The organism is Streptomyces sp. NPDC017529 (assembly GCF_044329785.1).
Taxonomy (GTDB): Bacteria; Actinomycetota; Actinomycetes; order Streptomycetales; family Streptomycetaceae; genus Streptomyces.
Window position 1 is genome coordinate 59745 of the sequence record NZ_JBIRJY010000023.1, and the last position, 20333, is coordinate 80077.

General features: G+C 72.5%; 15 protein-coding genes. 7 read left to right on the top strand and 8 right to left on the bottom strand.

Annotation, left to right across the window (positions count from 1 at the left end):
* Positions 1–491 precede the first annotated feature (491 nt).
* Positions 492–1055: an SDR family NAD(P)-dependent oxidoreductase gene (locus ACH4K4_RS33975; protein ID WP_398172853.1), complete on the bottom strand. Its 564-nt coding sequence runs from the start codon at positions 1053–1055 to the stop codon at positions 492–494.
* A gap of 359 nt (positions 1056–1414) precedes the next feature.
* On the opposite strand from ACH4K4_RS33975, the gene ACH4K4_RS33980 reads away from it, so the two are divergent.
* Entirely contained in the window at positions 1415–2206 is a 792-nt protein-coding gene (locus tag ACH4K4_RS33980) for a helix-turn-helix domain-containing protein (RefSeq protein ID WP_398172855.1), read from the top strand.
* A gap of 200 nt (positions 2207–2406) precedes the next feature.
* On the top strand, positions 2407–2775 hold the full coding sequence (locus ACH4K4_RS33985) for a YciI family protein (RefSeq protein WP_398172857.1): 369 nt from the start codon (positions 2407–2409) through the stop codon (positions 2773–2775).
* 17 nt (positions 2776–2792) lie between these two features.
* Here the strand turns inward: ACH4K4_RS33985 and ACH4K4_RS33990 are convergent, their stop codons facing one another.
* From ACH4K4_RS33990 to ACH4K4_RS34020, 7 genes are all read right to left on the bottom strand, one after another.
* Entirely contained in the window at positions 2793–4049 is a 1257-nt protein-coding gene (locus tag ACH4K4_RS33990; protein ID WP_398172859.1) for an RNA polymerase sigma factor, read from the bottom strand.
* Between the two features lie 142 nt (positions 4050–4191).
* Positions 4192–4560: a YciI family protein gene (locus ACH4K4_RS33995; protein WP_398172861.1), complete on the bottom strand. Its 369-nt coding sequence runs from the start codon at positions 4558–4560 to the stop codon at positions 4192–4194.
* 150 nt (positions 4561–4710) lie between these two features.
* A complete protein-coding gene (locus tag ACH4K4_RS34000) occupies positions 4711–5259 on the bottom strand; it encodes a flavin reductase family protein (RefSeq protein WP_398172863.1) in 549 nt (182 codons plus the stop codon).
* Between the two features lie 4 nt (positions 5260–5263).
* A complete protein-coding gene (locus ACH4K4_RS34005) occupies positions 5264–5725 on the bottom strand; it encodes an acyl-CoA thioesterase (RefSeq protein ID WP_398172909.1) in 462 nt (153 codons plus the stop codon).
* A 14-nt stretch (positions 5726–5739) separates the two neighbouring features.
* Complete coding sequence (locus ACH4K4_RS34010) at positions 5740–11637, bottom strand: type I polyketide synthase (protein WP_398172865.1); 5898 nt, start codon at positions 11635–11637, stop codon at positions 5740–5742.
* Positions 11634–12602, bottom strand: a complete 969-nt coding sequence (locus ACH4K4_RS34015; protein WP_398172867.1) for a hypothetical protein — start codon at positions 12600–12602, stop codon at positions 11634–11636. Before ACH4K4_RS34015 ends, ACH4K4_RS34010 begins: the two co-directional genes overlap by 4 nt.
* Positions 12599–14581, bottom strand: a complete 1983-nt coding sequence (locus ACH4K4_RS34020; RefSeq protein WP_398172869.1) for an FG-GAP repeat domain-containing protein — start codon at positions 14579–14581, stop codon at positions 12599–12601. The genes ACH4K4_RS34015 and ACH4K4_RS34020 overlap by 4 nt, the downstream gene beginning before the upstream one ends.
* Before the next feature lie 255 nt (positions 14582–14836).
* On the opposite strand from ACH4K4_RS34020, the gene ACH4K4_RS34025 reads away from it, so the two are divergent.
* The 5 genes from ACH4K4_RS34025 to ACH4K4_RS34045 are packed head-to-tail and all read left to right on the top strand — an operon-like array spanning position 14837 to position 20317.
* Positions 14837–16648 carry an amino acid adenylation domain-containing protein gene (locus tag ACH4K4_RS34025; RefSeq protein WP_398172871.1) on the top strand — a complete coding sequence of 604 codons (1812 nt, stop codon included), beginning with the start codon at positions 14837–14839 and terminating at the stop codon, positions 16646–16648.
* A gap of 1 nt (position 16649) precedes the next feature.
* Positions 16650–16874, top strand: a complete 225-nt coding sequence (locus ACH4K4_RS34030) for an MbtH family protein (protein ID WP_398172873.1) — start codon at positions 16650–16652, stop codon at positions 16872–16874.
* A complete protein-coding gene (gene hppD / locus ACH4K4_RS34035; protein WP_398172875.1) occupies positions 16871–17947 on the top strand; it encodes a 4-hydroxyphenylpyruvate dioxygenase in 1077 nt (358 codons plus the stop codon). Before ACH4K4_RS34030 ends, hppD begins: the two co-directional genes overlap by 4 nt.
* Positions 17944–18801 carry a hypothetical protein gene (locus ACH4K4_RS34040; protein WP_398172877.1) on the top strand — a complete coding sequence of 286 codons (858 nt, stop codon included), beginning with the start codon at positions 17944–17946 and terminating at the stop codon, positions 18799–18801. Before hppD ends, ACH4K4_RS34040 begins: the two co-directional genes overlap by 4 nt.
* Positions 18794–20317, top strand: a complete 1524-nt coding sequence (locus tag ACH4K4_RS34045) for a class I SAM-dependent methyltransferase (RefSeq protein ID WP_398172879.1) — start codon at positions 18794–18796, stop codon at positions 20315–20317. The genes ACH4K4_RS34040 and ACH4K4_RS34045 overlap by 8 nt, the downstream gene beginning before the upstream one ends.
* Positions 20318–20333 lie beyond the last annotated feature (16 nt).

Genomic DNA, 20333 nt, shown 5'->3' on the forward strand with positions numbered 1-20333 from the left:
CAACGTGTCTGCCCTCACGTCGAAGTGGTGTGTCGTGACCGGCGTGCGGACAGATTACCCGCCGGTCCGGGGAACGGGCCTATTTGCCGGACCCTCACTGGTATTCAGCAATTCCGAATAAACGCCGAGCCGCCTGCTGCCCGCCGTAAGCGCGGCTCGTGGCCGTGTGCGTCGAGCGCGGCACTCGCTGCCGGACAGTCGGCTCGAATCCCGCAGTGACCGGCTCGCCCCCAGGGCCGAGGGCGGCGCCGGACAGGCGCCCCCGTACCGCCGCCCTCACCCCGTCCGCGGACGCAGCGCAAGACCAAAGGTGTCGCGGCACCGCCCCCGCCCGACAATGGTGATGTCGCTCGCGGCTCCTGGGAACATCCGCGCCTCTTCGACGCCCCCGGCCGGTGCCGCCCCGCCGGCACTCCTGGCGTCAACCGGCGTCGGCGGACGCCGCGGCGGCGGAGACGGCCCCCGACGTCCCGAAGAGACGGGAGGCCCCCTCAAGGAAGGACAGCGCTCTGGTATGCGTCGCAACCGCAGAAGACCGGAAGTACGGTGACCCCTCTGGGCGCGATGTGCTGGGCGAGGTGTCGGAGTCCGCGTTCCGACGCGGCGCGGACGGACGTGACCACGATGAGGCCGCGGCCCCGGGCGGCCATGTGCGAAGCGACGGCCCGGGCCACCGTCAGCTGCGTCACCGCGTGATCGCCGCCGACCGCCACCACCGCCACGTCGATGCCGCCCGTCCACTGGGCCACGCCGGACGTGTAGTCCTCGACCTCGCGCCCGTCGGAGAGATCGACCTCGGCGGACTCGGCGGCTCCGCCGGCCTCGACGATGCCACGGGCCGCGCTCTCGACCCGTTCCGGGACGGAGTCGGCCAGAAAGATCAGCGCACGGCGCCGCGATAACGCCTTCGCCAGCGCCATGCCTTGTGGGTCCGAAACCCCGTAGACGACGACCGTTTTATCCTCAAGGTGCAATTGAAAACACTTCCCATCCACTTCATGTGACTCTGCGCGCCCACGTCTCCTCGACTCGGAGAGCGGCTGCTGCCCTGCCACGCGGCCACGGGATGGAATTCGTGCATCTTGCGGCTCTTTGGCTCCGTTCGCTCATGTGTCCCGGAATCCCCGCGCCGAAGAACGACAACGCAGCCGGACGTGACCGCCCCGCGATCATCTCATAGAGACACAGCGGCCATCGCTCTTTCCGGCAAAAAAACCGGACAGTTCACACAACACGCGCCATCGCTGTTCGTTCGCAGGTCAGAGGCCATACGGTCCCGCAATCCGGAAGATGCCTGACGCACTTGGATATGACACCGTCACGTCGCACGAGCACGTCGGTGCAGGTATGACGGGCTAGCGACGCAGTGCATGAGAGATGACTTGGTTAGCACACACTGAGAATCGAGGAACCGTTGAGAGACGAGACCGAGCAGGCAATCGTGCGCGCCATCGACGTCATGCAGAACAGGCTGGGCGAACCCCTCTCCCTGGACACGCTGGCCGAAGCTGCCATGTTCAGTAAATTCCACTTCTCTCGCCTCTTCCTGCGGGCCACCGGTGTCCCGCCAGGACGGTTCCTCTCGGCACTTCGCCTGGAAAAGGCGAAGGAACTCCTTTTATCAACCGACTGGAATGTCGTGGACATCGGCACCGCCGTCGGATACAACAGCGTGGGGACATTCAGCACACGGTTCAGCCGCAGTGTGGGCCTGTCGCCGACAAACTACCGTCGCTTCCGCGGCTTCGCACCCTGTCACCGCGGTCCGGAACCGCTGGTCCGCTCCGCCCGGCAGCGCCGCATCCGCAGCACCGTCTCGCTGCCCCCGGGCGAGAAGCGGCGTGCCGTGTTCGTCGGGCTCTTCCCCAGTCCGATACCCGAGGGGCGGCCGCTCGCCGGCACGTTCGTGGCCGCCCCCGGCCCGTACGAACTGACCGTCCCGGCGACCCCCGAGAGCCACCTGACGGCGTTTTCGCTGCCGGCCGGGACGGCAGCCGGGCTCCACGCGCTCTCGCAGAAGGACGCCCGGCTCATGGGAGGCCGGCGTCTCGGAGCACTCGAACCGGGCCCCACGCTGTGCCTGCCGGACCTGCCGCTCTCCTTCCGCAGCCGGCTCGACGTGCCGGTCCTCATGGCGACGCCGCGGCCCCTCACGCTGGTGTGCCCCGGGACGAACGCCGGGCTCGCGGAAGCCGTACCGGTGTGAGGGGAACGCGCTTCCGGAGGCGTGCCCCGTCCGGCGTCCTCCGGGCCTCCCCGCCCCGGCGGGGTCATGGAGCGCCTCGGCCCGCGGGAGCCCAACTCCCGCCCTCAGCCTGCCTGTCCGCGCTCCGACCAGGCCTTCTCGCGCGCCGCACCGGGTCGAGAACAGCGGTTCGGCTACGACCCGGTAGGAGGAGGTCTGCCATGAAGTATTTGTTGATCACGCATATGGAACCGGGGGCCCGGGACGGCCTGGCGGAACACGAGCGCGACGAGATCTCACGGGGGCACCGCGCCCTTCAAGAGACGGTCCGGGAAGCCGGCGAAATGATCGCGACCAATTTCCTCGCCGATGCCTCCCAGGGTTCGGTGGTGCGGGTGAAGGACGGGCGGGCGACGGCCGCCCCGGGGCCGCTGCCTGACGTCGCGGTGCACGCGGCCGGGTACTACCTGGTCGACTGCGAGTCACGGGAGCGGGCCGAGGAACTGGCCGCGATGATCCCCGATGCCCGCTTCGACGGCTTCGCCGTCGAGGTACGGCCCGTCATGGTGAGCGCGGGCGCCGAGATGTGACCCCGGTGCCGCGCGGGTCAGCGGTCGCGTTCGTCGAGGGCGGCCTCGCGCGTTTCCAGGTAACGCCTTTCCGGGAGGCTGGCCGTGCGGCGGGCGGCCTCCCGGTAACAGGCGCGGGCGGCGTCGAGGTCGCCCGCCATCTCCAGCAGGTGGCCGCGGACCGCGTGCAGACGGTGGTGCTCGGCGAGGCGCGGATCGTCGTCCAGGGAGCGCAGCAGGTCCAAGCCCACCCGCGGGCCGTCGGCCATGGCCGCGGCGACCGCGTGATTGAGCCGCACCATCGGGTTCGGGGCGACCTGCTCCAGCAGTTGGTAGAGGATGACGATCTGCCGCCAGTCCGTCTCGTCCGCGCTGGGCGCCTCGGCGTGCACAGCCGCGATGGCAGCCTGAAGGCGGTACGAACCGATGGGCCGCTCCGTGGCCAGCGCCTCGGTGATGAGTGCCGTGCCCTCCTTGACGGCTTCCTGGTCCCACCGTGTGCGGTCCTGCTCGGCGAGGGGGACGAGGTTGCCGTCGGCGTCCGTGCGCGCGGGGCGGCGCGCGTCGGTCAGCAGCATCAGCGCGAGCAGACCGGTGACCTCCGGGTCGTCGGGCAGCGCCTCGCGCAGCGCCCGGGTGAGCCGGATGGCCTCGGTCGTCAGCTCGACGTCGTGCAGATCGGTGCCCGAGGTCCTGGTGTAGCCCTCGTTGAAGATCAGGTAGAGGACGTGGAGGACAACGGCGAGCCGGCTCGCCTGTTCCTCGGGCGGCGGGAGCTCGAACAGGGCCCCGGCCTCCTTGATGCGGCGCTTGGCGCGGCTGATGCGTTGCGCCATGGTGGCCTCGGGGACGAAGAACGCCTGGGCAACCTGTGCCGTCGTCAGTCCGCCGCAGGCCCGGAGGGTGAGGGCGAGCTGGGACGACGGTGACAGGCTCGGGTGGCAGCACAGGAAGAGCAGGGTGAGGGAGTCGTCGTGGTCCGCCGGCGGTTGGTCCTCGGGTCCGTGGGCGGCCCACGCGTCGGCCGGCGCGAGGGCGGCGGCGGTCTCCTCCCGCGTACGCCGAGCCGCCTCGCTCCGCGCCCGGTCGGCCATGCGGCGGGAGGCGACGGTGAGGAGCCAGCCGAGCGGATTGGCCGGGACGCCGTCCCGGGGCCACTGGACGGTGGCGTCGACCAACGCGTCCTGGGCGGCGTCCTCACACTCCTCGAAGTAGCCGTGGCGGCGTACCAGGACTCCGACGACACGGGGAATCAAGTCGCGCAGAACGGTATCGACATCACCGACTGCACCCATTCCCCGAACGTCCTCTCCGCGCACACGGTTGTCGATGTGGAGCCAGCAACATTAACACGCGGCGGAAGAGCGCCGAGGGCGGAAAACCGCAGGCGCGGCGGCCGTTCGCCGGTGGTCCGGTCGAAGGCCGCCGCGCCCTGGCTCACTCGGGCAGGCCGTCGGAGAAGGCGATGGGGCGCACCTCGATGCCGAGGCCCTCGACCTTGCTGTCCGGGATCATGGCAGCGATCTCGTGCGCCCGCTCCCGGTCCCGGCACTCGATCACGTAGAAGCCGCCCAGGAATTCCTTCGCTTCGGCGTACGGGCCGTCGGTCACGGCCGGCACCCCGTCGCGTACCCGCACCACCGAGCTCTGTGCCGGCTCGGCGAGCGCCTGGGTGCAGACGAACTCGCCGGATTCCTTGATCTTCTTCATGAAGTCGCCGTGACCGGACATCACCTCGTTGCGGGTCTCCTCGGGCAGCGCCTCCCAGATGGCAGGGTTCACATGCATGATCAGCAGGAACTTCACGGTAAACCTCCTTGTGACACGGCGCCTCGTGCGCGCCCTTCACCCCTCTGTCGGAGCCCGGCTCGGCTTCTCGACATCGGCGACACCGTACTGCGGCGGACCAGTGACGAAGGGCCGGGGGCCAGGGGTACGAGGCTCCCGCCCCGCTGCTCAGGTGCGCACGCGTACGGGGGCCAGCCGCCGGAACTTGCCGCCGTGGAACAGCAGCGCCGACTCCTCCGCGCTCTTGCGTGCCTCCAAGACCGCACCGAGCATGATCGAGTGGTCACCGCCGTCGTGGACGGCGGTGAGCCGGCACTCCAGCCAGGCCAGCGCCCCGGACAGGACGGGGGCGCCCGTGCGGGGGCCCGGTGCCGCCTCGACGGCCTCGAACTCCCGGGCCCCGCGCGGACGCGCGCGATCGGCGAACCGTCGCGCCACCGGCTCCTGGTCGGCCGACAGGACCGAGACCGCGAACGCCCCCTCGTCGAGGACCAGATCGTGCAGCGCGGCGGTGCGGGCCACACAGACCAGCACCAGGGGCGGGTCCAGCGAGACCGAGGTGAACGAGTTGGCCGTCATGCCGCGCGGCTCGGCCCGTCCGGCGGTGAGCACGACGATGCCGGTCGCGAACGAGCCCAGCACGTCGCGCAGATGACGGCGCTCGTCGGGGGCCGCGGTGCCGGGGGCGCGACCGGGTGGCGTCTGCGGTGCTGCCATGCCGTCACCTCCCGCCGGCGGCCGCGTCCCGCGGCGCCGGATCCTCGTACGGTGCCAGCGCCCGGCGCAGTGCTTCCGGCACCTTGGTGGGGCGGGTACCGGTGTTGGGGCCACGCATGCAGGCCACCCGCTGGCTCCCGCGGGCCACCAGCTCGCCCGGGGTGTCCCCGCCGACCCGTACGTAGTCGAAGGTGAAACCGATCTGCGTCTGCGTCAGGTCGGTGAGACGCATCCGGATGGACAGTTCGTCGAACGCCGTGATCTCGGAGAAGAACTCGCAGCCCACGGAGAGCGTGAACAGCTTCAGGTCGCCCCGGATGTCCTCTAGGACCTCCGGGGCCTTCTCGCGTAGGAACATCTCGCGGCACCGTCCCTGCCAGCGGACGTAGTTGACGTAGTAGACGTTGCCGACCAGGTTGGTCTCCTCGAAGCCCACCAGGTGGCGCAGTTCGTAGTAGGGCCGCACCTCGCGCTCTCCTTTCACCGAGGGTTTCCTCCCGTCGACATGAGGGCGAACACCGCCGGCCGCCTGGTGTCGGCGGTCCCCAGATGCACGGAGACCGTGGCGATCCGGGCGTCACCGGCCCGCAGCACCGTCCAGCCGTCCGCCGCCGACGCGCCGTCGGCGACCAGTTCCACCCGGGCGTGGCCGTTCTTGCGCAGGCACTCGACGGCGCTCCACACCCGGGTCGCCGCGAGCGACAGGTCCTCACCGCGTTCGGCGGAGAGCAGCCGGGCCAGCGCCCAGCCGCTGTCGCCCAGCAGCCCGGACCACTCCCCCGCACCGCGTTCCCCGACCGCCTGCACGTCGCAGCCGACGGCCTGGGCGCCAGGCCCCGCCGCCACGGCGAGGGTGACGCCGGCCCCGTGCGAGGCGGAGACGGCGGGGCCGCCGTCCACCTCCGGCTGCCCGTCGGGGCGATGGCGCAGCGTCACCGGCCGGCCGAGCGCCTGGCCGAGGGTGAGCGCGGTACGGGCACGCCGCGCTGCCGTGCCGCCCTCCGCGCCGTCGCCATCCGGGCGGACGGCGACCCGCAGGGGGGCCGGGAGGAGGGTTTCGGTCCGGCGTTCCAGGTAGGGGCCGAGGAGTGCGGGGAGCCACGGGCCGGAGCCGTTCGTCTTGCGGACGGCCTTGAGCACCAGGCCCTCCCAGCGCTCCAGCGGAGCACCGTCGGCGGCGCGCACATCGAGGTCGTAGACGTACGTGTCGCCGTCACGTGAGCGCTCCGCGGCGTGCAGCACGGCGGTCCCGGCAGCGCGCGCCGCGGCCGGGTCGGCCAGGTACAGCCGCTCGACGCCGACGGGCAGCAGGGTGGCGTCCGGAACGCACGCCTGGAGGGAGTGCATCAGCGCGTCCCGTGTGCCGGGGTCGGCGAGCACCAGGTCCGGCGGGAGGAATCCGGCGAACCACTGGGTGGCGGCGGTGGAGATTTCGGCGGTGCACTCCTTCGCCGCGAAGTGCCGGTAGCGCATCAGGCGCTGGAACCGGGCCCCCTGGAAGAGGACGCCGCCGTACATGTCCCGGGCGGGGTCGACGACCGGCGCGGGCACGGCCTCGTCGGCGTCCGGTGTGCCGGGGTGCCGGGCGCGTACCGGTTCCGACCGGTCACCCGCGTCGTTCCTCTCCCCGTGCGACGCCCTGTCCCCGTACCGCAGCACCGCGCGGAAGTGGTCGGCGCGGAAGTCGGTCTCCTCGCTGCGGATCACGGCGCGGACGGTGTCGGGGCCGGTGACCAGCACGGCGACCCGGATGGTCGTCTCACCGTCCGGGGGGACGGCGACCGGGCGCAGGAACTCCGCGTCCTCCAGCACCGGGGTCTCCGCGCGCCCGGTGAGTGCCGCCCCGGCCTGCGCCATCGCCTCCATGCCGAGCACGGCCGGGAACAGCAGGGTCCCGTCCAGGAGGTGGTCGGCGAGGTAGGGGTCCGTGGCGGCGGACAGCACGGAGTCGGCCACGAGTTCGACGCCCGGGTAGTGCGCCCGGACCCGGTCGGTGAACCGCAGCAGGGGTGTCTCCGGCGTGTCGAGCGTGATCGTCGGCAGGCCACCGGCGCGGCCCATGACGACGACGGAATCCGGGGTGTCCGGATCGGCGAGCAGGCTCCGCAGCATCGCGACGCCCTCGTCGGCGGGGACCGGGTCGATGCCCTCGCGGACGAGCGATTCGAGCACGCCCAGCCGCTCGCCCATCCCGGCCCCGGACCACACGGACCACTCCAGCGTCACGCACCGGCAGCCCGGGATGTCCGCCCGCACCCGGCCGACCCGCTCGGTGAGCCAGTCGTTGGCCGTGGCGTAGTCGGTCTCACCGCGCAGGCCGGCCCGGCCGATGATGCTGCCGAACGCCACGAGCAGCCGCAGGTCCTCCGGGTCCACGGCGGCCAGCACCGCCTCCAGCCCGGCGAGTTTGACGGCCAGGGTCCGGCGGAACGACGTCTCGTCGAGGGCGGTCAGCGCGCGCGGCTCGTTGCGGCCCGCGCCGTGCAGCACGGCGGTCACGGGCCCGAGGGACTCGCGGACCTCCCGTACGGCCTTCTGGACGTCCTCGGGGGAGGTGACATCGGCGCGGACGTAGCGGAAGGAGATTCCGGCGGCGGCCATCCGTCCGAGGTTGGCAGCGAGTTCGCCGTCCTCCTCGGGTGCGGAGCGGCCCAGCAGGCCGACCGCGCACCCCGTCTCCCGGGCCAGGGAGAGCGCGCACTCGGCGGTGATTCCCTTGCCGCCACCGGTGACCAGCAGGACGTCACCGGTGCCCAGCGGCAGCGGCCCGGGGGCCGTCGCGGCGGGTGGCAGGGCACGCAGCACCGGCACGCAGCGTGTGCCGTCACCGTCGTAGTGCACCTCGCTGAACTCCGACGTAGCCGCCACGTCGGCGACGAGGCGGGGGAGCAGGCCGGCGGCGCCGGGGGACGCCACCGGCAAGGTGACGGCGGTGACGGCGATGGACGGCGCTTCCAGGTGGAGGGTCTTGGCGAGACCCGCCGGACCGCGCCGGTCACCGACGGCGACGAACCGGGTGGCGGAGGCGAGCGCGGCGCGCGCCGCGGCGAGCATCAGCCCGGCGTGCCCCTCGTCGCAGTCCGGCGGCAGGCAGAGCAGGACGCCGCCGCCGAGCCCGGCAGAGCGCAGAGCCTCGGCGAGCGGCCCGGCCAGCGGGTGGTCCTCGCTCGCGAAGACCGTCCAAGTACCCTCGCCCGATGCCCCGCGGGGCGGGCCGGGCTCGGCCGGGACGAGGTCGACGGCGAAGGCTCGCACCCAGGGCGCGACGCCCTCCGCGTCGGGCCGGCGGCCGGCCTCGGCGGGGAGTGCGGTGCCGGACAGCCCGTCGAGCATCTCGGCCAGTTCCGCCAGGGTGGCAGTGGCGAAGGCCGAGGTGGTCACGGGGGTATTGATGCCCAGCTCACGGACGGCCTCGTTCATGATCTGGCCGACGGTGATCGAGCTGAGGTGCAGCTCGTCCAGCGGGTTGGTGTCCGGGGAGACGGCCTCGGGCGGCAGCTCGGCGCGCTGGGCGGCGAGCCGCAGCAGGACCTCCAGGCTGCCCGCCGGCCCGCCGACGGCGGTCGGCGGGCCGCCCACGGGCTCCTCGGCCGGTGCGGGCAGCGCCGGTTCCCCCGCGGTCACGGCGGGCGGGACATCCTCCGCGGGCGCCGATTCGCACGGACTGGCGAAGAACCGGAACTCCTTGTCGAGCGGCAGGGGGCGGGTGAACCGGCCCTCGAACAGAGCCCCATGCCGTACCGGCGCGCCGAGCACCCAGGCCGCGGCGGCCGCCTGGAAGAGGCCGGCCAGGCTGGGGCCTCCCGCGTCCAGGGGAATCACGGGGACGTCGGCAGCCTCGGCGGCGAGACCGGACAGGATGCGGCCGGGCCCCACCTCCAGCAGCAGGTCGCTCTCGGCGGCGAGCGCCGACACCGCCTCGGTGAAACGGACCGGTGCGAGCACCTGGCGGGTCAGCAGCTCGGCGGCCTCCGTGGAACGGTCGAGCGGCCCTCCCGTGACGGTGGAGAACACGCGCCGGGCGAGCGGGACGAACTCCTCCCCCGCCAGGTGTCCGGCGAAGGCACGCGCGGCGGGGGCGACGGCGGGCGAGTGGAAAGCGTGCGAGACGTTGATCCGCTGGGTGTCCAGCCCCTGCCCGGCGGCCCGCCCGCAGACCCGGTCGACGGCTGCCGCCGGGCCCGAGACCACCGTTTGGCGGGGGCCGTTGTACCCCGCGATCACCACCGGCTCGCCGTCCAGCAGGGGTTCGACGACGGCGGGCCCGGCGGCGATGCCGGCCATGGCGCCGCCGCCGTCGCTCGCCCGGGCCATCACCCGGCCGCGCGCCGCGGCCGTCCGGAGCAGTGCCGCCTCGTCCATGGCCCCGGCCCAGTGCAAGGCGGTCAGTTCGCCGAGGCTGTGGCCGGCCGACGCGGCGGCCTCGATGCCGAGTGCGGCGAGCACCCGCAGTCCCGCGGCGGACGCGGTGGTGATGCGGGGCTGGGCGACCTCGGTGGCCACCTGATCGCCGGAGGCGGTCAGGTGCTGGGCACGGTAGAGGTCGTCGACCGTGGCGAACCGGCGGCGGAGCGCACCGCCGTCCCCGCCGCGCCCCGCGCCCTGGCCGGGGAAGAGGAACCCGATCCGGGGCGGCTGCCCGTCCCGGTCGCCGAGGAACAGCCCGGCGGCCGGGTCCACGACGCGGCGGGCACCGTCGTCGATACGGGCGAGCAGGTCCGTCAAGCGCTCTTCGGCCTGCTCCGGGGAGGAGGCGACGACAGCGGCACGGATCCGGCATCCCGCCAGGTCGGCTTGGAGGGTCGCGGCGAGGTCGCCGAGTTCGGCGTAGGACAGACGCCCGGCGAAGGCGGCCAGGCGGGCGAGCCGGCCACGCAGCTCGGATGTGTCCTCGGCGTCGACGAGCAGCAGCTCGCAGTCCTGGCGCGAGCGCATCAGCCGCACCGCCGACCGGGGCAGCGCGGTGCGGCGTACGCCGTCGGCGTGCTCGACGACGACGTGCGCGTTGATCCCGCCGAAGCCCATGGAGGAGACCCCGGCCCGCACCGGCACGCCGTCGGGCCACGGTTCGGCCTCGGCCGGGACCCGCAGCGCGGGGCGCTCGCCGGTGAGTTCGGGGTGGGGATCGACGTGTCCGGTGGCGGGCGGGATGATCTGGTGGCGCACGGCGAGCACGGCCTTGAGGAGCCCGGCGATGCCCGCGGCCGCCTTGGTGTGCCCGAAGTTGCCCTTGACGGTGCCGATCGCGCCGGGTGGGGCGTCCGGTTCGGCGGCGCGCCGGGCCTCGGTGAAGGCGCGCAGCTCGGTGGCGTCCCCCACGGCGGTGCCCGTGCCGTGGCCCTCCAGGTAGCCGACGGTCTCCAGGCCGAATCCGGCGGTGCGGTAGGCGCGCTCCAGGGCGAGTCGGTGGCCGCCCGCCTCGGGCCGGGTGATGCCGCCGCGGCCGTCCGAGGACCAGCCCCAGCCCGCGATCGTCGCATAGCGGAAACGTCGCTGCGCGAGCGCGTCGGCGTTCCGCATCAGGACCACGACGCCGCAGCCCTCGCCCGGCCAGAAGCCGTTGGAGCCGCGGTCGTAGACGCGCATCTCCCTGGTGGCCAGCGCACCGGTCTTGGCGAAGCCGATCATCTCGAAGGGATCGATGCTGAGGTCCACACCGCCCGCGATGGCGACGTCGAGCTGTCCGGAGTCCAGCGCGTTGCACGCGGTGGCTATCGCGAGCAGCGAGGACGAGCAGGCGCCGTCCACGGTGAACCCACCGCCGCCGAGGTCGAAGTGGTTGCAGACGCGTCCGGCGATGGTGTTGGCCATGCCGCCGGCCAGGCTGTCCTCGTCGATCGGCGGGAACGGGGCCTTGTACCGCTCCTCCAGCCCCGCCAGGAACGCGGCCAGTTCGGCATCGCCCCAGCCCTTGTCGCGGAGCGCGGCGGCCACGGTGCGGCGCACGTAGGGCCACCGCAGGCGCATCTGGTTGGCGCGGCTGAACTCGCCGTTGAGGCTGTTGCCGATGACGGCGCCGGTGGTGGCCGAGGGCAGGCCTGCCCCGCCTGAGAAACCCGCGTCCGTCAGGGCACGCGCGACAGTGTCCAGTGTCAGCCAGTGCGTCATGTCCGTGGCACGGAAGGTGGAACCGGCGATGCGGTGCGCCACCCGGTCGAACTCGAACCCTTCCAGTACGGCCGCCTTCCGTGCGTAGTGGCGGTCGGGCGCGGCCGGGTCGGCGGAGTAGTAGTCCTCGTGGCGCATCCGCTCGTCGGGCAGGCGGCGGAACGCGCGGCGTCCCGCGAGGACGTTCTGCCATAGCTGCTCGGGGGTGTCCGCGTCGGGGTAGCGGCAGGCGATGCCGACGACGGCGATCGGGGTTCTGCGGTCGTTCATGCGGTCACCGCCTCGGTCGTGGACGTCCGCTCGCGGCGGCGGCGCGCCAGGTGCGCGGCCCACCAGCCGGCGCCGCGCAGGCCGCAGACGATCGTGGTCGCGAAGAACAGGGTGTAGACGACGTTGAAAACCATCAGGACGCCGTACACCAGCGCCACACCGGCGCCGAAGACGAACTGGTCGCGGGGCCGGGCGGGTGTCGTACCGGGGTCGCTGATCATGTAGTTGGTGAACAGGACGAAGGCGACACCGCTCATCGGTCCGAGCGCCGAGTACACGGCGACGTCCCAGACGAAGTGGCGGATCACCGCCTGGATCACGAATCCGCCGAGCCAGCCGACGATCAGTGCCGTGCGTTTCGTCAGCAGCCCGTTGATGACGGTACCGGCGGTGGCGATGATCAGCGGGACGGCGACCCGGAAGAAGGTGTTGGCGTGCTCGGTGAACTGGTACGGCGGTGCGATGCTGAACCATGAGCCGAAGCACAGCAGCGTCACCGTGATGCCCAGGTTGGACGGGTTCATGTAGTGCCGCATCCGGCCGCCGATCGGGGCCTGCAGCGCGTACTTGCCACCGACGCCGACGACCACGCCGAACAGGATGGGCAGTAGCTGGTCGTTGCCGTACGTGAGCATGTTGACGGCGAGCGCGGTGATGTGGGCGGGCAGCAGGAACTCGTACAGCCCTCGTATGCCCCGCCCGAGGTAGCGCGGCGGGCGGCGGTGTGCCCAGGCGGTCAGCGATTCGAGGGCGATCTCGACGGCGTAACCGGTCACGACGGCGATGACGGGCCAGATCCAGGGCTGCTCGAAGCCGAGCAGCGTGTAGCCGAAGATGTTGAGGACGCTGATCGAGAGGGCGAAGTTGCGGAGCGCGAGATAGCGCGCGTCGGGCTTGCCGGCGGGCGGCGCCGCGGTGGCCGGCCGTGCCTGGCCCGCCGGGGGGTGAGCGACCGTTGCGGTCATCGGGTCGGAACCTCCTGGGCGTCACCGGTGAGCATGAGGGTGTGGGTACCGGGAGCGAGTCGTCGGGTCTGCTGGTGGAGGCCGCCGTCCGCGTCGCGCCACTTCAGGTGCGCGGTCACGGGGCCGTCGTGGGTACCGAGGCCGAACCGCACGTCGAAGCTGCGGTAACCGCCGTGCCCGCCGCCCCCGTCGAGCTGGGCGATCTCGGTCCCGGAGGAAGTGGTGACGCGGACGGAGGCGTTGTACGCGGGAGCCCCGGCACCGGCCAGGCCACCGGCGCTCGCCTCCTCGCCCGCGGCGGGCCGGACCAGGTGCAGCGTCAGGTGCTCGCCGACCTCCGGGGCGGTGTTGGCGTAGAACGCGGGCGGGCCCCACTGGCGGGCGACGGCGAAGTCCAGACGCCCGGTGCCGGTGGTGTCGCCGGTGGCCAGCGCGCGGGTCGGCGTCTTGACGGCGAGGCCGAGCGGCTCACTCACGTTGGCGAACTTCCCGCTCGCGGTACGGACGTAGAAGGCCAGGGCGTCGTCACCGGCGATGTCGTCACCGGGCTGCACATGGGGCCACATGGCGGGGTTGGAGAGCAGGTTGTCGTTGGTCATGGCCATCTCCTGCAGCCACGGCCAGCGGTCGGTCCTCCCCTTGACGAAGCCGTCGGTCTGCACGACCGCCTGCTTGCCGTCGTTGAGGAAGTCGCCCGTCTTCACGTCCCAGTTCCAGCCGGTCCAGGCGAGCCCGTACCGCTCCGCATCCTGGGTGAACGGAGCGGTGCCGGAGCCGAGCGCGTCGCGCATCTCCTTCTCGTTCCGCGTCCGGTTCTTCCAGACGAAGTTGGACTCCTCCAGGCCCCACGCCGCGGTGATGTTGCTGACCACCATGTCGAAGCGGCCGGTGTGGTCGAGGTCGGTGAACTCGGCTCCCATGCCCTTGAAGGAGTCGTTGCCGAGCACGAACGACTTCGCGGTGTCGGGATCGCGCTCGCCCTTGGCCTCCGTGAGCCGGATGCGGCCCGGCGTGGAGCGGTTGTACAGGAGGTGGTCGGGCCCGAAGTCGTTGGCGATGTAGAGCTCGTGCAGGGCGTCGCCGGTGAGGTCGGCGCCCGCGACGGCGAGGGTCCAGCCGGTGGACACGTCGTAGGGCAGCGCCTTGCGTTCCTCCGTGTAGGAGGCGGTCGGCGAGGTCCCGGCGGTGGCGCCGGTCCAGCGCAGCACGCGGTCACCGCCGGCGTTCTTGGCGGTGGACAGGGAGTCGTTCATGACGACGTTCTTCAGCCCGTCCGGGTCGAGCACGTCGGAGTCGGGGAAGTAGTTGCCGACGACGATGTCGGGGTGGCCCTCGCCGTCGAGGTCACCGACGTACACCGTGTCCGTGTTCCAGCGCGGCCCGTTGTACTTCCCGTCGGTGGACTGCGACGGCACCAGCTCGCGGGGCGTGTAGGCGGGCCGCGAGGGTGTCTGCGCGCCGGACCGGGCCAGAAAGAGGATCGGCGTGCGACCCCAGTAGGTGGCCAGGATGTCCATGCGCCCGTCGACGTTGAAGTCGCCGAAGGTGCACCCGGTGGGCGCCATGGCCCGGTCCATCGGCAGCGGTGCGGGGTCGAGGGTGAACGGGGTGAAGCGGTCGGCGGCGGGGGCGGTCGGCGTGTAGGTGACGATCACCTGGTCGGTGCGGGTGTCGACGACGCACATGCCGTCGGCCCGGCCGTTCCCGGTGAGGTCGTTGAGGGCGACGCTCGCGCCCACCGACGAGATCCAGGAACGGATCTTCTCGTACGCGGGATTGACGACGCGGACCGAACGTTTGGGCAACCGGTCGTAGCCCGGCGGCATGGCAATGGGCATTTCCTTGAAGCCGTACTTCTCGGCGGCCTGGTCACCGTCGGGCGCCGCGATCGACTCGCGGGTGGCGAAGAACAACAATGCGGCGACAAGGACCATCACCAGTCCCGGCACCATTCTGCGAATCCGCCTGCGGTATGCCACGGCGGTCCTCCTTCTCGAATGAAGCTGCTGTTCACCGAGCGCATCACGTCGATGTACTCGCGGGCGTCCCGCCCGGACCGGGCTGCCGGGTCCGGCTGACGCGCGCTCACGCAGCCCGAAAGGGGCTCGGCCGCCATCGTCACCCGCGGGGTGCTGCGGAAGGTTCTCGGAAAATGCGTTGGCGCACCGGGTCCGTGCGCCTCGAACGCAATGCACGAGATGCCGGGAGGATTCCCGCGGTGCCACGGTCTGTGCATGACCGAATACCGTTGTGGGACGAACTCGCGGGACAGGAAATCGGATTCTCCCGCCGAACTCGTCCGGCCCGGCTCGATTCAGGAAGGTTTCGCCGCCCAGCTCGCGCGATCACCGGACGCGCCGGCGGTCTCCGCACCGCACACGTGCCTGACCTACCGGCAACTGGACGAGCGGGCCGGCCGCCTCGCCCGGCTGCTGGCCGACTCCGGGGTCGGGCCGGAGACGCCGGTCGCGGTGCTGATGGAGCGCTCCGCCGACCTGGTCGTGGCGACGCTCGCCGTGCTCAAGTCGGGTGGCTACTACGTGCCGTTGCACCTCGCCCATCCCCCGGAACAGCTGCGCCGGATCATGGCGCACCACGGCAACCCTCTCCTGCTCACGGACGAGGCCGGTTCCCGGCGCGGTGTGCGGGCGTCTCGGACCATCGTCGTCGGCCCCGGCCATGAGCTCCCGGACCGCCCCGTAACACCTCCGCGGCCACCCGCCGACCCCGACCAGCTCGCCTACGTCATCCACACGTCGGGATCGACAGGCGAGCCGAAGGGCGTGGCCGTAGCACAACGGGACGTCCTGGCACTTGTCCACGACAGGTGCTGGGAGGCGTCCCACCACGAGCGCGTGCTGATGCTGGCGCCGTACGCCTTCAACGTCTCCACCTACGAACTGTGGGTCCCGCTCCTGCACGGCGGACAGATCGTCGTGCCACCGCCGAGGAACCTCACGGCCGAGGCCCTCCGCGACCTCATCGCGCGGGAGCGCGTCACCGGGCTGCACGTCACCGCCGGGCTGTTCCGGGTGCTGGCCGAGGAGAGCCCCGAGGTCTTCGCGGGCGTTCGACAGGTGCTCACGGGCGGCGACAGGATCGCGCCCGGCGCCGTCCAGGCCGTACTGGACGCACATCCCGGCCTGGTGGTACGGGCCATGTACGGGGCGACGGAGGCGACGGTCTTCAGCACGCACTCCCCGATGTCCGCGCCGTACCGGGCGGGCACGACGGTCTCCGTCGGACGGCCGATGGACGGGGTGCGCCTGCACGTGCTCGACAGCCGGCTCCGGCCCGTCCCGGCCGGGGAGGTCGGCGAGGTGTACCTCTCGGGGCGGGGCCTGGCCCGGGGGTACGCCGGCTGCCCCGGCCCGACCGCCGAGCGGTTCGTCGCCAATCCCTTCGGCCCGCCCGGCGCGCGCATGTACCGCACCGGCGACCTGGGCCGGCTGTCCTCCGAGGGAACACTCGACGTCGTCGGCCGGGCCGGGGACCTCGTCAAGATCGCGGGGTACCGCGTCGAGCCGGGTGAGGTGGAGGCCGTCCTGGCCGGGCACCCCTCGGTACGGCACGCCGCGGTGACCGCCCGGGACGCGGGCCCGGCCGGCAGCCAGCTCGTCGCCTACGTCGTCGCGGACGGGCCGTCCGTCGAGACCGAGGCGCTGCGCGCCCACCTCGCGGGCGCCGTCCCGGACTTCATGATCCCGTCCGCCTTCGTGCCGGTGCCCGGGCTGCCCCTGACCCCCAACGGGAAGGTGGACCGCCGGGCCCTCCCGGAACCGGTGTTCGCGAGCGGACAGGTCTACCGGCCGCCGGCCACCGACGCGGAGAAGGACCTGTGCGCGCTCTTCGCCGAGGTGCTCGGTGTCGAGCGGGTCGGACTCGACGACAGCTTCTTCGACCTGGGCGGCCAGTCGCTGTCGGCGATGCGTCTGATCAGCCGCATCCGCAAACGCTACGGCGTCGACCTGACCGTGGGCGAGTTCTTCGACATGCCGACACCGGCCGAACTCGAACGGCTGCTGGCCGGTCGGAAGGAGGGGTGAGATGACCGGTCCGTTCGACGCCGACGACGGTGTCTACCTGGTTTTGGTCAACGACGAGGGACAGCACTCGCTGTGGCCCGCGGCGATCGGCGTACCGCGGGGGTGGACCACCGCGCACGGTCCCGCCACCCGCCGCTCCTGCCTCGACCACGTGAACACCCACTGGGCCGACCTGCGGCCCCGCAGCCTCGTGAACCGGTACCACCACAAGGGAGGAACATCATGACGCCGACCGGGAGCCCCCTCGGGCGACTCGGACTGGACCACGTCCGGCTGCTGGTCAGCGACCTGGAAGCGGCGACGCGCTGGCTAGCCGACGGGTACGGGTTCGCCGTCCGCGCCCGGGACGCGGGACGCACGCGCACCGTGCGCTCCGTAGGACTCGGTTCCGGCGCCGTCCGGCTGGTGCTCTCCCAGCCGCTCGACGCGGACACGCCGCAGGCCGCGTTCGTCGAGCGGCACGGTGACGGGGTCGCCGACATCGCGTTCCGGGTCGACGACGCCGGTGCCGCCTTCGACCTGGCGGTGTCGCGCGGGGCCCGGCCGGTGGCGGAGCCGGCGCGCCGCGAGGGCGTCACGACGGCGGCGGTCGCGGGCATCGGCGACCTGGTGCACACCTTCGTCGAACGCCCGCCGGGGCTCGACGCGTGGACGCTCCCGGACTTCGTGCCCACTTCCCCGGTGACCGGTGGCTGCGGCCTCGCCACTCTCGACCACGTGGCCGTCTGTGTCCCGCCGGGCCGCATACGTGCCGCCACCGAGTTCTACCGGGACGTCCTCGGCTTCGGCCTGATTTTCACCGAGCGTCTCGCCGTCGGCTCCCAGGGCATGACCACCGAGGTCGTCCAGAGCCCGTCCCGGGAGGTCACCTTCACCCTGATCGAGCCCGACGCCTCGCTCCCGCGCAGCCACGTCGACGCGTTCATCGAGGACCACCGGGGCGCCGGCGTGCAGCACCTCGCCTTCTCGACCGACGACATCGTGCGGACCGTCGGCGTCATCGCCGCGCGGGGCATCCGGTTCATGGGCACACCGGACTCCTACTACGACGGCCTCTCCTCCCGGCTCACGCTCGCCCGCCACTCCGAGGCCGAGCTGCGCCGGCACCGGATCCTGGTCGACCAGGACCACGAAGGACAGCTGTTCCAGATCTTCGCGCGCTCCGTGCACCCGCGGAAAACCCTGTTCCTGGAGGTGATCGAGCGCCTCGGCGCGCGGGGCTTCGGCAGCGGCAACATCAAAGCGCTGTACCGGGCGGCGGAAGCGGAGCGGGCGGGCACCTCCGGGGTCGCACGATGACGCTCCGCGCCCGTACACCGGGCCGCGACCGGGAGTTCCGCGACGCCGTGGAGCGGCTGAGGGTCCCGGGCATGGGCACGGAGGCGGTCGCCCCCCTGCTCGCGAACCTGGTCCACCTCCTGCGGCCCCGCCGGGTGCTGGAGGTCGGCATGGGGTACACGACGCCGTTCCTCGCCAGAGCGCTGTCGGAGGTCGAGGAGCTGATCGCGGAGGAGGCCGCCGGGCTGGCCCGGAAGACCGCGCCCTACGTCCACGAGGGGCGCGCGCTCGACGACGCGTGGGTCGACGCCGAGCCCGCCCTGCTCGTGCCGTCCTCCTACCGGGAGCTCTACCAGCCGCGGCTCGTCGCCGTCGACGACCTGTCCATGCCGGACTCCTCGGCGGGCCGGGTCAGCGAGGTGCTGGGCGCGTTCGGGCTGGAAGACCTGGTGACGATCGTCAACGCCGACCTGCGCTCGTGCGTACCGCTCCTCCCGGAAGACCTGATGCCCGTCGACCTCGCCTGGGTGGACGCCTGGGACTGCCTGTACTTCTTCGAGGAGTGCTGGGACCTGGTCAACCCCGACGGCGGCGTCGTCGCCCTGCACTATCTGATGACCTACCCCGAAGGCGAGGCGGTGCTGGACTACATCGCCGAGAGCGGGCGTCTGCGCCCCGGAGAGTTCGAGTTCCTGAACCTTCTCGAAGACCACAAACTGCGCCAGAACAGCCTGACCCTCCTGCGCCGCACCTCCGGCTGCACCCCGCGCCGGTACTCCGACGTGGGGCTCCGTCCCCTGCTGGACGCGCGGGTCCGGGAGGACGCGTACTTCCTCGCGCAGACGCTGAACGAAGCTGAGGAGAACCATGGCTGACGCCGCGACGGGCCGGGGCAGCGACACCCCGGCACACTCCTTCCTCGACGCGGGTCCCCGTGCCGCCGACGCGGCGCTCACACGCCTCACGGCCGCCGTCTGGGAGGACGGACTGGCGAAGGCGGAGGCCGCGCCGTCGGCCGCTGTCCTCGTGGACGCCCTGGAACGCCTGCCCGCACACCTCCTGGGCCGCGCCCTCGTCCTCCTGGGCCTGCTCGCCGAGGCCGACGGCCCCGGCGCCCCGGACGTCTACAGCGAGGTCCGCAAGGGTCTCGGAACCTGCCTCGGTCTCCTGGAGAAGGCCCGCGGCGACGGTCCGCTCACGCACGCGCTGCTGTACGTCGTCTCCCACTTCCCCGAGGACCGGACCCGGATCCTGGACCGGGCCGGCACCCTCGGCCTCGCGGAGGACGTCTCCTCCCGGCTCCGCCGCTGCCTCCGGCCCCTCCCCGGGAACGAGGCGGTCATCGGCCGGGTGTGGCCGTCCCCGGCGGAGTGGAACCTCACCGGCGCCGAGCGCGAGCAGGACCGGCAGTGGGTGCGGGGCCTCGGCCCGGCGCGGCTCGCGGGCGCCTACGACGGCGACACCCGCATGCTCCTCGGGTACACCGGGGCCCTCGCGTACTGGGCCGTACGCCACGGCATGCCGCAGCAGGTCCACGATGCGCGGGTGCCGCGCCCGTACCCGGCACCGGACGGCACGGCGGCCTGGCACCGGCACACCGCCGTCCTGCGCTGTCCGTGCTGCGGAGGTCGGCCGTCACCCACCGCCGACGGGCACGCCACCTGCACGGCCTGCTCGACGCGGTATACGGCCGGCCACGGCGTCCTGGACCTGACGGCCCCGGTCGCGGACGACGCCGACCCCGCCGACGTCCTGCGGAACGCCGCCACCATGGAATCCGTCGGGCACTACTACGAGACGGTGCTGCGGCCAGGCTTCCTGCGGCTCATGGGCGGCAACTGGGCGGGAACGGTCGCCCCGGCGGACGAGGACGCCTACATCGCCGCGCACACCCGCCCTGCGGACGGGCCGGTGCTGGACCTCGCCGCGGGAGCCGGCCGGTGGACCGGCGTGCTCGCGGAGGCGGTCGGCGCCGAGCGGCTGATCGCCCTGGACCTCAACCCGTCGATGCTGCACTGGCTGCGGGGCACGGTGCCCGGGGCCGCCGCCGTCTGCGCCGACGCCCTCTCGCTGCCCTTCGACAGCGGTTCGCTCGGCGCGGTCAACTGCTGGAACGCCCTCCAGGCGATGCCGGAGCCGGCCGCCGTGGCCGCCGAGGCGGCCCGGTGCCTGCGGCCGGGAGGGACGCTCACCCTCATGACGTTCCGGGAGGCCGACGACCCGGTCGACCGCTACTTCCAGCGGTCGTTCCGCGGTCCCGGCTTCCCGGACGGCATGCCGCTCGGCAGCCTCGCCGGCATCACGGCCTGGGTGACCGGCGCCGGCCTCGACCTTCTCGACACCTCCACCTCCGGGAACTTCGTGATGATCACCGCGAGGCGTCCGGGCTGAGCGACCACCGCAATCC